This is a genomic window from Bacillus sp. RAR_M1_44, from assembly GCF_020165935.1.
GTDB classification, from domain to species: Bacteria; Bacillota; Bacilli; order Bacillales; family Bacillaceae; genus Bacillus; species Bacillus altitudinis.
The window spans coordinates 1-13,658 of sequence record NZ_JAIUKX010000002.1; the positions used below are offsets into that span (position 1 = coordinate 1).

18 protein-coding genes, 1 tRNA gene and 1 riboswitch are annotated in these 13,658 nt (G+C 39.9%); of the genes, 10 read left to right on the forward strand and 9 right to left on the reverse strand.

The features are described from left to right. The 4 genes from LCD34_RS13510 to LCD34_RS13525 form a co-directional block, all read left to right on the forward strand. Nucleotides 1-575 (forward strand): MFS transporter (locus LCD34_RS13510; protein WP_224559515.1); only part of this gene is annotated, 575 nt, incomplete at its 5' end. A 523-nt stretch (nt 576-1,098) separates the two neighbouring features. Beyond that, nucleotides 1,099-1,305: a hypothetical protein gene (locus LCD34_RS13515; RefSeq protein ID WP_017359639.1), complete on the forward strand. Its 207-nt coding sequence runs from the start codon at nt 1,099-1,101 to the stop codon at nt 1,303-1,305. 780 nt (nt 1,306-2,085) lie between these two features. Continuing rightward, nucleotides 2,086-2,532, forward strand: coding sequence for a MarR family winged helix-turn-helix transcriptional regulator (locus tag LCD34_RS13520; RefSeq protein WP_019743045.1), 447 nt, complete (start codon nt 2,086-2,088; stop codon nt 2,530-2,532). Nucleotides 2,533-2,564: 32 nt separating this feature from the next. Next, nucleotides 2,565-3,509, forward strand: coding sequence for an acetyl-CoA carboxylase carboxyltransferase subunit alpha (locus LCD34_RS13525; protein ID WP_224559516.1), 945 nt, complete (start codon nt 2,565-2,567; stop codon nt 3,507-3,509). Nucleotides 3,510-3,759: 250 nt separating this feature from the next. On the opposite strand, the gene LCD34_RS13530 is transcribed toward LCD34_RS13525, so the two are convergent. The 3 genes from LCD34_RS13530 to LCD34_RS13540 form a co-directional block, all read right to left on the reverse strand. Continuing rightward, nucleotides 3,760-3,832 (reverse strand) — tRNA-Val (locus LCD34_RS13530). Nucleotides 3,833-3,960: 128 nt separating this feature from the next. Continuing rightward, nucleotides 3,961-5,139 carry a cystathionine beta-lyase gene (gene metC / locus LCD34_RS13535; RefSeq protein ID WP_100324888.1) on the reverse strand — a complete coding sequence of 393 codons (1,179 nt, stop codon included), beginning with the start codon at nt 5,137-5,139 and terminating at the stop codon, nt 3,961-3,963. Further along, entirely contained in the window at nt 5,136-6,254 is a 1,119-nt protein-coding gene (locus LCD34_RS13540; RefSeq protein WP_108611375.1) for a methionine biosynthesis PLP-dependent protein, read from the reverse strand. Before LCD34_RS13540 ends, metC begins: the two co-directional genes overlap by 4 nt. A 79-nt stretch (nt 6,255-6,333) precedes the next feature. Beyond that, a riboswitch (SAM riboswitch) is annotated at nt 6,334-6,455 on the reverse strand. Nucleotides 6,456-6,675: 220 nt separating this feature from the next. Between LCD34_RS13540 and LCD34_RS13545 the strand changes: the two genes are divergently transcribed. The 3 genes from LCD34_RS13545 to LCD34_RS13555 are packed head-to-tail and all read left to right on the forward strand — an operon-like array spanning nt 6,676 to nt 8,425. Then, entirely contained in the window at nt 6,676-7,416 is a 741-nt protein-coding gene (locus tag LCD34_RS13545; protein ID WP_019743058.1) for an esterase family protein, read from the forward strand. A 52-nt stretch (nt 7,417-7,468) separates the two neighbouring features. Beyond that, the gene (locus LCD34_RS13550; protein WP_017359656.1) at nt 7,469-7,984 is read left to right on the forward strand and encodes a YjcG family protein; all 516 of its coding nucleotides are present in this window, start codon (nt 7,469-7,471) and stop codon (nt 7,982-7,984) included. Nucleotides 7,985-7,990: 6 nt separating this feature from the next. Beyond that, a complete protein-coding gene (locus LCD34_RS13555; protein WP_008348412.1) occupies nt 7,991-8,425 on the forward strand; it encodes a GNAT family N-acetyltransferase in 435 nt (144 codons plus the stop codon). 83 nt (nt 8,426-8,508) lie between these two features. Here the strand turns inward: LCD34_RS13555 and LCD34_RS13560 are convergent, their stop codons facing one another. After that, on the reverse strand, nt 8,509-8,766 hold the full coding sequence (locus LCD34_RS13560) for a hypothetical protein (RefSeq protein WP_008348414.1): 258 nt from the start codon (nt 8,764-8,766) through the stop codon (nt 8,509-8,511). A gap of 126 nt (nt 8,767-8,892) precedes the next feature. Between LCD34_RS13560 and LCD34_RS13565 the strand changes: the two genes are divergently transcribed. After that, on the forward strand, nt 8,893-11,202 hold the full coding sequence (locus LCD34_RS13565) for an ATP-dependent helicase (protein ID WP_065460170.1): 2,310 nt from the start codon (nt 8,893-8,895) through the stop codon (nt 11,200-11,202). Between the two features lie 16 nt (nt 11,203-11,218). Here LCD34_RS13565 and LCD34_RS13570 read toward each other — a convergent pair whose 3' ends face one another. From LCD34_RS13570 to LCD34_RS13585, 5 genes are all read right to left on the reverse strand, one after another. Continuing rightward, a complete protein-coding gene (locus LCD34_RS13570) occupies nt 11,219-11,476 on the reverse strand; it encodes a stage VI sporulation protein F (protein WP_008348417.1) in 258 nt (85 codons plus the stop codon). A gap of 136 nt (nt 11,477-11,612) precedes the next feature. Next, nucleotides 11,613-11,750 carry a YjcZ family sporulation protein gene (locus LCD34_RS13575; protein ID WP_008348419.1) on the reverse strand — a complete coding sequence of 46 codons (138 nt, stop codon included), beginning with the start codon at nt 11,748-11,750 and terminating at the stop codon, nt 11,613-11,615. Between the two features lie 84 nt (nt 11,751-11,834). Continuing rightward, nucleotides 11,835-12,056 carry a hypothetical protein gene (locus LCD34_RS13580; protein WP_008348420.1) on the reverse strand — a complete coding sequence of 74 codons (222 nt, stop codon included), beginning with the start codon at nt 12,054-12,056 and terminating at the stop codon, nt 11,835-11,837. A gap of 84 nt (nt 12,057-12,140) precedes the next feature. After that, nucleotides 12,141-12,269: a hypothetical protein gene (locus tag LCD34_RS19590; protein ID WP_008348422.1), complete on the reverse strand. Its 129-nt coding sequence runs from the start codon at nt 12,267-12,269 to the stop codon at nt 12,141-12,143. Nucleotides 12,270-12,340: 71 nt separating this feature from the next. Beyond that, nucleotides 12,341-12,691 (reverse strand): DUF1360 domain-containing protein, encoded by a 351-nt coding sequence (locus LCD34_RS13585; protein ID WP_019743061.1) that lies wholly within the window; start codon nt 12,689-12,691, stop codon nt 12,341-12,343. A gap of 177 nt (nt 12,692-12,868) precedes the next feature. Here LCD34_RS13585 and LCD34_RS13590 point away from each other — a divergent pair, with 177 nt between their 5' ends. Together LCD34_RS13590 and LCD34_RS13595 are read left to right on the forward strand one after the other, a co-directional pair. Then, the gene (locus LCD34_RS13590; RefSeq protein ID WP_007498962.1) at nt 12,869-13,255 is read left to right on the forward strand and encodes a spore coat protein; all 387 of its coding nucleotides are present in this window, start codon (nt 12,869-12,871) and stop codon (nt 13,253-13,255) included. A gap of 44 nt (nt 13,256-13,299) precedes the next feature. Next, on the forward strand, nt 13,300-13,635 hold the full coding sequence (locus LCD34_RS13595; protein ID WP_008348429.1) for a hypothetical protein: 336 nt from the start codon (nt 13,300-13,302) through the stop codon (nt 13,633-13,635). Nucleotides 13,636-13,658 lie beyond the last annotated feature (23 nt).

The following is a 13,658-nucleotide window of genomic DNA, read 5'->3' on the forward strand; positions in this document are numbered from 1 at the left end:
TTTGGCGTTCTAAGCTAGCGTGGAATGTTACATTGTTTATGGGGTCTCAGTCCTTTGTATTTTTCACAGTCATTTCATGGATTCCTGAAATTCTTGAAACTAAAGGGCTAAATGCTAATGAAGGTGGATGGATGCTATCATTGATGCAACTTTCAATGCTTCCTGCTACATTTATTGTACCTATTTTAGCTGGACGTTTTAGCAAACAACAGATATTAGTATGGATTTCATTTCTCTTGCTTGTTGTTGGCTTAATGGGCATTTTATTTGGCGTGTCATTCCTTATACCTCTGTGGATGATAATGATTGGGATTGGCATTGGAATGGCCTTTAGCTTAGCCATGATGTTTTTTAGTTTACGCACCAAAGATACACAAGAAGCAGCAGAATTATCTGGTATGGCACAGTCTTTAGGCTATCTATTAGCAGCGATAGGACCTATTTTATTCGGCTGGTTACATGACATGACTTATCATTGGACTGTTCCTCTGTTCATGCTAATCTTCATTTCAGTCATTATTTTAATTACTGGTGTGAATTCTGGTAAGAACGTATATGTTACTTCTGCTAAATAAATAGCAACATTCATTAAGAATTTTTATGACACATGCATCGTAAAGGTTTTGAGTTAGTAACTTCTTCCCCAATTCGTCCCTTTTCAAAAAAATAAAACAAATATCTGTTGTCAAAAAACCCTTGCTTAGCAAGGGTTTTAATGATGATTCCGGCTAAACTCGATCCTGCAACCTCTCCCCTGTCAAGGACCGTTCAACCCCTATAACAAATAACCTATTTACTTCATTTATTTACAAATGATAACATTCATTAGAGATGGAGAACCAATATGCATACATATTCATTATGAAAAAAACTTTCAAAAGGTTTAATAATATCCACGGTTTCAGGAACTTTTTTTATTCACACCTTCTGCAGAAGCAAAATTCGAAACCATTCTAATCACTCTTGAACACTATACAGGCGCTCTTAAAGTGAATGGAAGTGAAAATGTAGCATGGTGGGTTGCTAGAACCATCATGTTGTTCTTTTTTTAAAATGAACTAAAACACAATGCTGAAACAATAAGGAGGTACTTGATTAGTGACACAGGAAAATAAGGCATCAAAAAGTTTGTTAATTACTTTACCCGCCGCTATTATCGCTATTGTATTGATTTTAGGAAAAATTGATACACCTGTAACAAACATTTTATTTTATGTAGTAGCTTTTGTTGTAATTGGTTTAACTGTTTCAAGCTTAATAAAAGACTACAAAAAAAGAAAGATTGATGACTCTTCGAAGGTGTAGCTATGAAAAACACGATAATGAGCCCTTCAATAGTAGAGATAAGGTTACCAAAATACGGTTTTATGATCTTAATCACACTATGAAACTATTGTATTGTTAAATGGCTCACCTGTCGTATCTTAAATTGACCACACTGAAAAATACAGTGTGGTTTTTCATTTCACTAATGTTTTTTTGTTTTAGAAATACAAAAGCCACTCTCGACTATCTCAGGAATGGCTCTGTATCAACATCTTTTCATATGAATCCGACTGGGTTCGAACCAGCGATCTCTCCCCGTCAAGGTGAATGACCTTATCCGAAACTTCCAGATGTTCTCTTAAAAAGACTGTTTTAATAAGATTCTATGCTAAGCCTTTCTAATAAAAAAAGTGCACTCCTGAAGAAAACTGAAAGGGTTCGCACCCAATCCGTCCCCATAAAAAAACAGACCCTGCATGGTCTGTTTTCATTTTGCCTATACGTTTTGAGATGTGTTTCTAATACCTTTTGATCAGCAGCCGTAGCTTCTTCAAATCGACCTTGTTTCCCATGCTCATCTGCATATACTATATAGCATGCTTCTGCATAAGCGAAACACTGTTTCTGCTCTACATACTGAAAGACCTTGGGCAACTACTTCTCATTTATATTAATAAAATAAATTGGTTTATACCATTTTAACAAGTAGAAATATCTCATTCTTATTTTAATATTGGCTTACGTTAAACTTGTGAAAAAAACACATTCATGTATAATACAATTGATGTATCATACATGAATTTTAGGAGGGTGACCTTTTTGAAAAGAGAAGATGCCTTAAAACTAAGATCAGATATTAAGAAAATGATTATAATAACTGGGGTTTTTGAATCTCAAAATTTGCCCAATGGACCATTTGAAAAACCTCTACCAACTTCTCAAATGATGGCGTTAGAGGAACTAGAGATGGAAAAATTAACTGTTTGGCAACTATCCAATAAACTTAGATTAGAGACTTCAACTGTAAGTAGATTGGTAGATAAGTTAGTAAAAAAGGGACTTGTTTATCGTGAAGTAAATGAAAAAAACAGAAGAGAACTTTTTCTGCACCTCACAGAAGAAGGTCACATTACTGTTAATCGCTTAAGAGAACAATCCCTTACATTTTATCAACGTATCCTCAATAATTTATCAGAATCAGAACAAAAAATAGTTGTGGATGGTTTTGAATTATTTATTGATTCTATTTCTAAGTCTTTTGATTAGAGTGAGGTAAATCATACCCTTTGGAGGATAAAATGAGTTTGGATTTTGAACGTCCTATTATTGAACTAAAAGAGAAATTTGATGAATTAAAGAAAATGATGAAAGAACATAATGTAGATTTATCATCAGAAATTCAAGAATTAGAAAAACGTTTAAATAAAATGCAAGATGAAATTTATTCTAATCTTACACCTTTTCAACGAGTTCAAATTGCAAGGCTACGTAACCGGCCCACGACATTGGATTATATACCTTTATTGTTTACAAACTTTTTCGAACTTCATGGTGATCGATTATATGGTGATGATCAAGCAATGATAGGTGGTATTGCAAAATTTAAAGGGATGCCCGTTACGGTTATTGGTCATCAAAGAGGGAGAAGTACAAAGGAAAATATAGAAAGAAATTTTGGAATGTCACACCCAGAAGGATATAGAAAAGCGCTAAGACTGATGAAACAAGCTGATAAATTTAATCGCCCTATTATTACATTTATTGATACGATTGGCGCCTATCCAGGCAAAGGGTCTGAAGAACGTGGAATTTCTGAAGCGATAGCTCGAAATCTATTGGAAATGGCTACACTTAAAGTGCCAATTGTTTGTATTGTAATTGGAGAGGCATCAAGTGGTGGAGCTCTTGGTATTAGTGTCGGTAACCATATCCATATGTTAGAGTATTCATGGTACTCGGTCATTTCGCCAGAAGGAGCAGCATCTATCCTATGGAAGGATGCTAAGTATGCTCCAGAAGTTGCTAAACATATGAAAATTTCAGCAAGAGATTTAAAGCATTTAGGAATTATTGATGAAATCATTCCTGAAATTAAGGGTGGAGCACAAAATGATATCAACTCACAGGCAAAATTGATTGAATCTGCAATCGAATCATCTCTTAAAAAATTGATACGATTATCCTCGGAAGAGCTTATACAACAGCGATATGAAAAGTATAGACAAATAGAGAATTATAAATGAAAATATTTAAAACCGTATTACATTTCTGAGGATTCTTACTAAAAAGTTCTAAATATTTTGTAAGTAACCTCTTAAACTGGATATGCTGATACTATTAAAAAATGTGTGATTGGTATGGAAAAGGAATTTTTTGATTCTAAAAATACTGAGAAACAATCTGGTGGATAAAGTTCGTCCCCAACCAAAAGAAACAGAACAAATATTTGTTACCGACAATCAAAAAACCCTTGCTAGGCAAGGGTTTCAACGATGATTCCGACTGGGCTCGAACCAGCGACCTCTACCCTGTCAAGGTAGCGCTCTCCCAGCTGAGCTACGGAATCGGATTATGTATCAGTTCTGGGCTTTCTGTTACTGACAGTCTCTATTATATAACCATCATGATCAGTCGTCAATGGTTTTGTTCAAAAAAGGCGAAAAGCCGGTATACGCACCGGCTTTTTACTGACTTTTATGATTGGTTCACAAGAGCTGGCTTTAGTTGATCTAGTGCTTGTTTGAAGTCCCTTTTGAGGTCTTCTCCGTTTTCTACGCCCACACTTAATCGAAGTAAACCATCCGTGATGCCTCTTTTTTCTCTTTCTTCTTTTGGCATAGCGGCATGGGACATTTTGGCCGGATAGGAAAGAATGGATTCGACTGCTCCGAGGCTGACGGCGAATACAGGTAATGTGACGCCATCGACCAATTCTTTGACAGCCGCTTGGTTTTCTAGTTCAAATGAAAGAACAGCACCTGCACCGCTCGCCTGTTTCCGCTGAATGTCTGCCCCTGGGTGATCATCTAATCCCGGGTAATATACTTTTTTGACCGCAGGATGTTCTTTGAGGAATGAAGCCAGTTCTAATGCGGTTTGACTGGCTTTTTCTAATCTGACTTGAAGGGTCTTTAATCCTCTCAGCACAAGCCAGCAATCCTGTACGCCAAGTACCGCCCCGAAGGAGTTTTGCAGCGAATAAAGTTCGTCTCCTAGCTTCTCATCTTTCACCACGGCTAAGCCTGACAGTACATCACTGTGGCCGCTTAAAAATTTCGTTGCGCTGTGCAGCACAACGTCAACACCAAGGTCCAGCGGACGCTGAAGCGCAGGCGTTAAAAACGTATTATCTAAGAAAGTCAGACAGTCATGTTCTTTCGCAATCTGTACGACACCTTCAATATCCGTAATACCGAGTGTAGGGTTTGACGGTGTTTCCATGTAAATGACTTTTGTATTTGATTGAATGCCTTGTTTCACTTCATTCAAATCAGTCATGTCCACAAAGGTATGCTCAATCCCAAATCTCGAAAGAACTTGGGTGATCATTCGGAAAGTCCCGCCGTACACATCTCTTGTGACAAGAACGTGATCTCCTTTTGATAACAGAAGAAAAGCGGTTGAAATGGCTGCCATACCTGACGCAAAGGCAAGCCCTCTCGTTCCTCCTTCTAGCGCTGCAATGGTATCCTCCAATGCCTGACGTGTAGGGGTGCCTGATCTAGAGTAGTCATATTGACCAAAGTCATCGAAGCTGCTTTGGTGAAACGTCGATGCATGTTGAATCGGTACACTGACTGCACCTGTTGAACGGTCTGTTTTAAACGCATTATGAACGAGTTGTGTTTCTAATGTCCAATCGTGTGTGGTCATTTCGTGTGTACCTCCTCTTTCACATTTGATAGTGCCTGTTTCAGGTCTGCTTTTAGGTCCTCCACATGCTCAATCCCGACTGAGAAACGGAGCAATTTGTTACACACACCGTTTGCGATGCGAATCTCTTCTGGGATGTCCATATGGGTTTGCGTTGCAGGATACGTAATGAAGCTTTCGACTCCGCCAAGGCTTTCAGCAAAACAAATCGTTTTCAGCTGCCTCAAAAATGGATTGACCCAGTCCTCTTTGGCTACTCGGAATGACAGCATGCCTCCCTTGCCTGGGTAAAGGACATCTTGAATTTCCGGCTGCTGCTTTAGAAAGTCAGCTAATTCCTTCGCATTTGCTTCGTGCTGGCGCATTCTCAGCGCCAATGTTTTCATTCCTCTCATTAAAAGCCATGAGTCAAATGGAGATAAAACCGCCCCGATGGCGTTTTGATGCTGGAACATGTCTTCCGATAGCTGCTCCCCTTTTGTGACGACAAGTCCGGCAAGAACATCGTTATGTCCGCCTAAATATTTGGTGGCACTATGAATGACAATGTCCGCTCCGAGTGTAATCGGTTTTTGCAAGACGGGCGTATAAAAGGTGTTATCCACAATGACCAATGCACCGTGTTCTTTTGCGATTTTCGCAACCTTTTGAATATCCGCTTCCTGCATGAGTGGGTTTGTTGGCGTTTCAATAAAGACGGCTTTTGTATTTGGCGTCATTTTAGAGCGTAAACAGTCTTCATCTGAAAAATCATCATAAACAAAGCGCAGTCCGTACTTTTTCCATTCGTTTTCAAATAGACGGTATGTACCGCCATATAAATCTGATGAAACAATGAGTTCATCCCCGCTCTCAAACAGCGCCATGATCGTTTGGATGGCAGCCATTCCCGAACTGAAGGCAAAACCGGCCGTTCCTTCTTCGAGTGAAGCAATCGCATCTTCTACAAGCTGCCTTGTTGGGTTTTTTGTCCGAATATAATCAAATCCTGTTGATTCCCCAATGCCTCTATGTCTGTAAGCTGTTGAAAGATAAACGGGAGGACTGACAGTTCCAGTCGCCTCTTCGCTGCGGTTTCCAATTTGCGCTAACTTCGTTTCCACATGTTCTGTCATTTGACACCATCCTAAGTAAAAATCTAATTTCAAAACAGAAAAACCCCTTCTTCATAAGAAGAAGGGGTTTAATCGCTTCCTCTTATCTTCCAAGCAAAAAAGCTGCTTGCTGGATTTAGCACCTTGGTACATCACATGAAGTGATGCATACCGGTTGCTGAGGTTTCAAAGGGCCAGTCCCTCCACCTCTCACGATAAGAATGTGTTGTCTGTCTGTTCTAATTCTTAATACTGTAACGCATTAAACCTCATTTTTCAAGGGGAAATGTAACGATTAATTAAAATTTTCTGTATTTTGCAGCAGATTGGATGCCAGCCAATTTGATTGCATGTTAGCATATAGGAACAACGCTGTTTTTCGTGTTACAATGAATGGAAACGTTTCACTTATGATGAATTTGGTTAGCTGGAGGAATGGATTATGGTGAAGAAAACAGGCATCATTCAAGAAGAAACCTTACAGTCAAAAGAACTTGGGGCAGATATGACCATTTTGATTTATTTGCCAGTCAATTACTCCCCCCTTTATACATATCATGTCATCATTGCACAAGATGGTCATGATTATTTCCGTCTAGGTAAAATAGGCAGACAGGCGGAAGAATTAATGCAAAACAAAGAAATGGAACGCTCGATTATCATTGGTGTCCCATATGAAAATGTGACTGAAAGGCGAAATACGTATCATCCAGACGGACCAAAGTTCGAGGCGTATAAACGCTTTTTGGCAAATGAACTAGTTCCGTATATTGATGAACACTACCCAACGTATCAAGTTGGATCAGGTCGTACATTTATTGGTGATTCATTAGGTGCTACGATCTCACTTATGACAGCCATTGATTATCCTTCGTTATTTGGCGGACTGATTTTGCAGTCTCCTTACGTGGATGAGTCGGTTCTGCAAGCAGTCAAACAGTCATCATCCCTTGCTCATTATGCCATTATCCATCAAATCGGGTTAGAAGAAACCGCTGTGAAAACGACAGATGGGCAAGTGCTAGACTTTATTCAGCCGAACGAAGAATTAAAGGTCCTTTTGGAGAAGTCCGGTGCGGATTATTTATTTGAGACATTCGAAGGCGATCATAAATGGACGTTTTGGCAACCGCTCATTTCACCTTCGTTAAAAAGAATGCTCCCATATTCGTTAATCAACTGAATTTTGTTATAATAAAAAATAATAAATACTTTCTTAATCAGGAGGGAACATGATGAAATACGGAGTTGTTTTATTTCCATCAAAAAAATTGCAAGACATTGCGAACTCTTATCGGAAACGTTATGATCCGAACTATGCACTCATACCACCTCATTTAACATTAAGAACACCTTTTGAATTAACGGATCTAGAAGCAGCTGAGGTCGTCTCCACCTTGCGAGAGTACGCAAAAAATGCTTCTCCTATTACGTTACGTATTAAAAAATTCAGTTCATTCGCTCCTGTAAACAACGTGATTTATATGAAAGTAGAACCGAACGAAGAATTAATGGCTCTCAATGAGAAGTTGTACACTGATCCGCTTGCTGGTACACCTGAATATGCATTTGTTCCGCATGTGACAGTGGCTCAAAAGTTATCAGACGATGAGCATTCAGACGTTCTAGGCACATTGAAGCTGAGAAAAATTGACCACGAGGAAACGGTTGACCGCTTCCACCTTTTATATCAATTAGAGAACGGATCTTGGACCGTTTATGAAACATTTATCTTAGGAGAAGAGGGTTAAAGACATTTGAATACAGTCATCGTAAAAGAACAAACACAACGAGAAGATGCTTATTATGTTCGAAAAGAAGTTTTCGTAAAAGAACAAGAAGTCCCGTTAGAGATCGAAATTGATGAACTTGAGGACGAAGCCATTCACTTTGTCATTTATAATGATGACAACAAACCACAAGCTGCTGCTAGACTGCGCATAATTGAAGGTCATAAGGCAAAGCTTGAACGAATTTGTGTATTAAAAGAGGCGCGCTCTTTCGGTCTTGGCCACCAGCTTTTAGAAGCACTTGAGTCTGAAGCGATGGCAAACGGGGCGAAAGAAGCTGTCATGCATGCACAAGTCCAAGCTCTTCCTTTCTACGAAAAGAAAGGCTACAAAGCCGTTTCAGAACCGTTTGAAGAAGCAGGAATTACACATGTCAAAATGACAAAAACACTATCCGTTTAACGAAAATAAAAAGCCAGGGCATCATGGATGCTCTGGCTTTTTATTGATTCCATCTCGTTCGCTCAGGAAGAAAGCGCAGTCATTTAGACGTAAGTATTGATATGAACGCCCTTGCCTTCTTCCATAAACATATCTCGTACAAAGCGTTCCCGCTTTTTTTGCTGTACTTTCGTTTCCGCTTCTGTCACTAAGTCCTCTTTTTTCTCCAGCTCTCTGTATACCTTGTCATGAAAGGTGCGGGTGACCTTCGTCACTTTCGCATAGTCTTCTTTATCCTGAGGAGCAGGACGATTGATATATTGAAAATACAGATCCGGCTGAATCGGGGCTATATATCCCATCAAGAACGCCTCCTTTGCTTCTCTTCTACTCTACTATTCCCTAATTATGACTGTTTGAAACACGCCTCATTTGATATGATTAGAAGTGTTTCTTTTTAAGATTGATTGACTATTGGAGGACTAGCTTTGAAATGCGCACGACGACATGATCGAACGATCTCATTACATACATATTCGAGAGAACACTATCAATTCCTCCATGATGAGGGGAAAAAAGGGCATTTATCTTGCCCATATTGCGGACAACCCGTCTTTTTTAGATTAAATATACATGAAGAACCTGCCTTTATCCATAAGCAAATATCTCAGCAAGAGATTTGCGAAAAAAGAGAACAACAAGAGGAAAAGAAACCGGCTGAACGAGAGGAACATGCATCCTACAAAGAACTTGGCGGCTTTCGCTTTCCAACCGGCAAACAGATCATCTCACAAACAGAAGAATCGGATGACTGGCAGGAACCACGGTCCATTCAATTTGGCGAAACCTTTCATTTAGAAAAGAATGAAGAAGTCCATACCATTGACCTCTTTCCACACATCACCTTTAGCGCACCGCAGCTTCAAGCAGTCACACACAAAGACGGTCCGATGCTTGTGCTGGCTGGCGCCGGCAGCGGGAAAACAAGGGTACTGACAGCAAGAGCTGCTTATCTGATGTCGCACCATCAAATCCCTGCTCACCATATCCTGCTCGTGACCTTCACCACAAAAGCAAGCAGTGAAATGAAAGAAAGACTGCGTATGCAGTATCAGCTTCATCCTTCACAGGCGAGCCAAGTTGTGACAGGCACATTCCACAGTCTATTTTATAAAATGCTGCTTCACGATGATCGGGGCAAATGGAACGGACAGCATTTGATTAAATTCGACTGGCAAAAAGAGCAGTATATTCGAAAAGCAATCATGCATGAAGGACTTGATGAAAAAGACTATCCAACCGATCAAGTGCTGCAATCAATCGGCTATTGGAAAAATGCTTTTTTACCAAACGAACTTCCTGAGCTGAAAGATGAAAAGGAAAAGCAAATGTGGACAATCTATCAGTCATACGAGCAGCAAAAGCGTGAAAATCAACAATTTGACTTTGATGACATGGCGATTGCCTGTTTACACATGCTGAATAAGCAGCCTGAATTGCTCAAACAATATCAAGAACGATTCAAGTATATTTTAGTAGATGAATTTCAAGATATTAATCCCGTACAATATCAATTAATCCAGCTTTTAGCTGGAGAATCCGAGCAGCTATTTTGTGTAGGCGATGATGATCAAGCCATCTATGCATTTAGAGGAAGCAATCCTGCTTTTATTCTTGACTTCAAACAGGACTATCCTTCGGCCGAGATCGTCCATTTACATGCAAATTACCGCTCTCATCATACGATTGTCGCAAGTGCTGACGCCATTATTAAGAAGAACCAGCATCGTTACGAGAAAACGTTAAAAGCCGTACGCGTGGAGAAAATTCCGCCGACTCTTTTTTATCCATATGACGAGGAAGAGGAAGCGACCATGATCGTAGCAGATATTCAGGAGAAAATTAAAAACGGTGCAAAACCGAATGACTTTTGCGTGCTGTTTAGAACGAATACAGGAGGCCGCGCGATTTATGAACGTCTTCATCAATCGGCGATTCCGTATCAAACTGATGCTGGCGTAAAAGCCTTTTATAGCAGAAGAATTGTTCGGGTGCTGCTCGCTTTTCTTTCGCTCAGTCAGGATGCAGATGATGTCGCCGCAATGAAGCTGCTGCTGCCCGTTTTCTTTTTAAAGCAGCAAACACTGAATACCATGAAGGCGCTGACCATTACGGAAGATTGTTCTATGGTAGAGGCACTTGGAAAGCTAACAGACATCCAGCCGTTTCAGCTCAAAAAACTACAATCGATCGTTCCCCTGTTTCGAACGTTAAAATCGTTAAAGCCATCTGAAGCTGTAGCGTTTATTGAACAAAGGATGGGACTTGGTGATTATTTAAAAAAACGTGTGAGTGATACGAATGTGCTTGAAAAAGGAACAGATGATGTACGAGATGTGAAAACAGCGGCGAAACGTTTTGAAACGATTGAAGCCTTCCTCGCTCATGCCGAACATATGAAATCTGCTGAAAAGGAAAAATCAGATGAACCAGGCGTTCAGCTCATGACGATCCACCGTGCGAAGGGACTAGAATTCCAAACAGTGTACATCACGAGCGTGGTTGATGGGGCGCTCCCTCATGACTTTGCACTTGATGAACTGAGAAGCGGTGATGAAGAAGCCATCGAAGAGGAGCGGCGCTTATTATACGTTGCCATGACGAGAGCAGAACAATCCCTTTATCTATCCGTTCCATCATATAGAAGAGGAAAAACGGCTCACCGCTCCCGCTTTTTGTACCCTCTTTTAAAGAAAAATCGTGAATTATTCACACAAAAACAACAGGCCCCCCTTTAAATGGAGAGCCTGTTGTTTATTTTTTGTTGTTCATCATTTTAGCGATTGTATTAAAATCAAGCTTTTCTTTTCCACTTGTAATCGATTGAACGATTTTGTCTTCCATTTCTTTAGGTACACGTTTGTTTGCAAGCTGCGCCACTTTTTTAATGACACCTCGAACGGTATTCTCATCTTTAAAGTTCGCGTTTTGCAAAGAACCTGCAAGCTTAAAGACATCATTCATATTTACACCTGTTTTATTTTCCACACTTTTAAAGAACTTATTATCCATTCCTTTGCCTCCTCTTTGTGGAGTAATCACCTTACTATATGAAAATAGGCGAGATATGTGCCTATCCTGCTGCCTTGTTAGCAAAGAGAAAGGAAAGCAAAAGGCTTCCCTATTGCTTCCCTCACCTTCTTACTGTTTAGTTAAAGAAAGAAGCACCAACGATGATTAGAAGGATGAAAAGCACGACGACAAGAACAAAAGTTGAACCATAACCGCCGCCGTAGCCGCCGCCATAACCTCCGCAATAACCGCCACCGTAACCGTAACAACTCATATTTAAGCACCTCCTCTTCTCCCTTACAAAATATGAAAAATACATGAAATGGTTTGGACGATCACATAAAAAAGTGCGGAATTTTTATTTCTGCTGTTTAAAGACGTAATCTGCCTCTCCATGACGGATCATGAATGCTTCTGTTTCTTTCGCAAAAGTATCCATTTTCTCGCCAAATGCTTTTAAGTGCTCTTCAAGATCCTTCGCTTTATTCGCTAGATCCATTTCAGCTTTTTCGTGCGCTTGCTCTTTCCCATCATGGGGTTTAGTGAACAAGGAACCGATTAATTGTTCGAATGCATCCATTCTGGTCACCCCTTCTCTCTTACATATGCATCACCCAAAAAAAGGGCAACAAAAAAACCGGATAAATCCGGCTTTTGTTTTTCCCTATTGAGGTTTCTTTTTCTTCCCGCAGCCGCAGCCAGTCTTCTTGATTTTCTTCGTATATACAGATTGTTGATTTGACTGCGCTGGATACCCTTGAAGCATATGTGACGGTGTTTCAGTTGGTTTCATCGCAACCCTTCCTTTCCTATTCCATGTTAGTATATGCATTTTCTTTAAGCGTGTCTGATCAGAATGCCTGTTTATTTCACAAGCTTCGACACGACTGCTTCAATCAAGCCTGCTGCGGCGGCAATCGCTAATAGTAAATTAAGCCACATGCTGATGACAGGAAAAAATATGTATATCGCAAGTAAAGCAGCAGTGCACCACATACCCGTACACCAATAACAACTTAACAGCTCTCCTATCCAAGATCGCAGTCCCTTCCCCTTAATGACGATATAGGTCTCGACTTCACCTTGTTCGTTCACCTCTTCTTGCTCTTCATGAAATAGACGGCGAAAGGGGGCTGTAATCGTATCAAACACGATCAATCTCGTCAGCCTAAAGGATGCGAGGGCAAATATAGCAAATGACAAAGCGCCGCTCATGGAACCTCCACCTCCTTCATTCTTCTTTTTCCGTCCTTTCTTTATATATGCAAAAAGAAAGACTGCCATGATGAATCGGGTGTAAATAAAATTGGGTTGTACTTTTTCATGCTTTCCGATTCCACCTTGAGCCTCTGCTGCATTAAATAATGTATAGATAAGAAAGGAGTGAAAGTATTGTCTATTGAAGAAAGTGCTGATTTATTATACACACAACTGTTAAACGAATTAATCAGCAATTATGATGATTTCATCGAGATCAAGGATTCCGAAAATGTCACGATTCATAAAACAGATGTAACAGCCGCACTCTCCCTTCAAGCGACCGTAACGACAATCATTACTCTTTTAATTCAAATTCTTGTACCAGATGATGAATTGGCTGCAGACATCACAGAACAGCTTTTAGCTGCACAACAAGTGACAGTTCAAAAGAAAACAGTGATTCAAATCATCAATTGTTATAACGTCACGATTACATTATCTGATGCATCCATTATGAACTCCGTCCAAATTCTCACTCAAACACTGAATGTACTTTTAGTTGAAGCCGGCATTCTTTAACCCTTTCTTTTTCTAACATCACGTATGAAAGAGGTGAAATAATCGTGGCTGAAGAGAACGAAAAAAAGGAGTTTCAAATCAACACTGATGTTGATCCATTAACAAGCCTTCTTGTGAGTGATATTTTAAACAAAAATAATGTCACAGATGATCAGAAAGCAAACCTTTCAGAAGATCAAAGAAAGATGATTTTGAAGTTGGTTCAGGATTTACAAAAGAAAGCAGATGATTTCGTACAGCAGCAGCAAGAGAAAAAGCGTCAGGCAGAGGCAGCAAAACATGCAGAAGAGGTCGAGCCTGAACCACAAGTGCGTCCTAAACGAAATTCACTTCGAGATCGTATTCAGCAGCGCCGTCAAGCGCAGCAAAATAACGATTAAATAAAAATGGGTTGCCTGCTAGG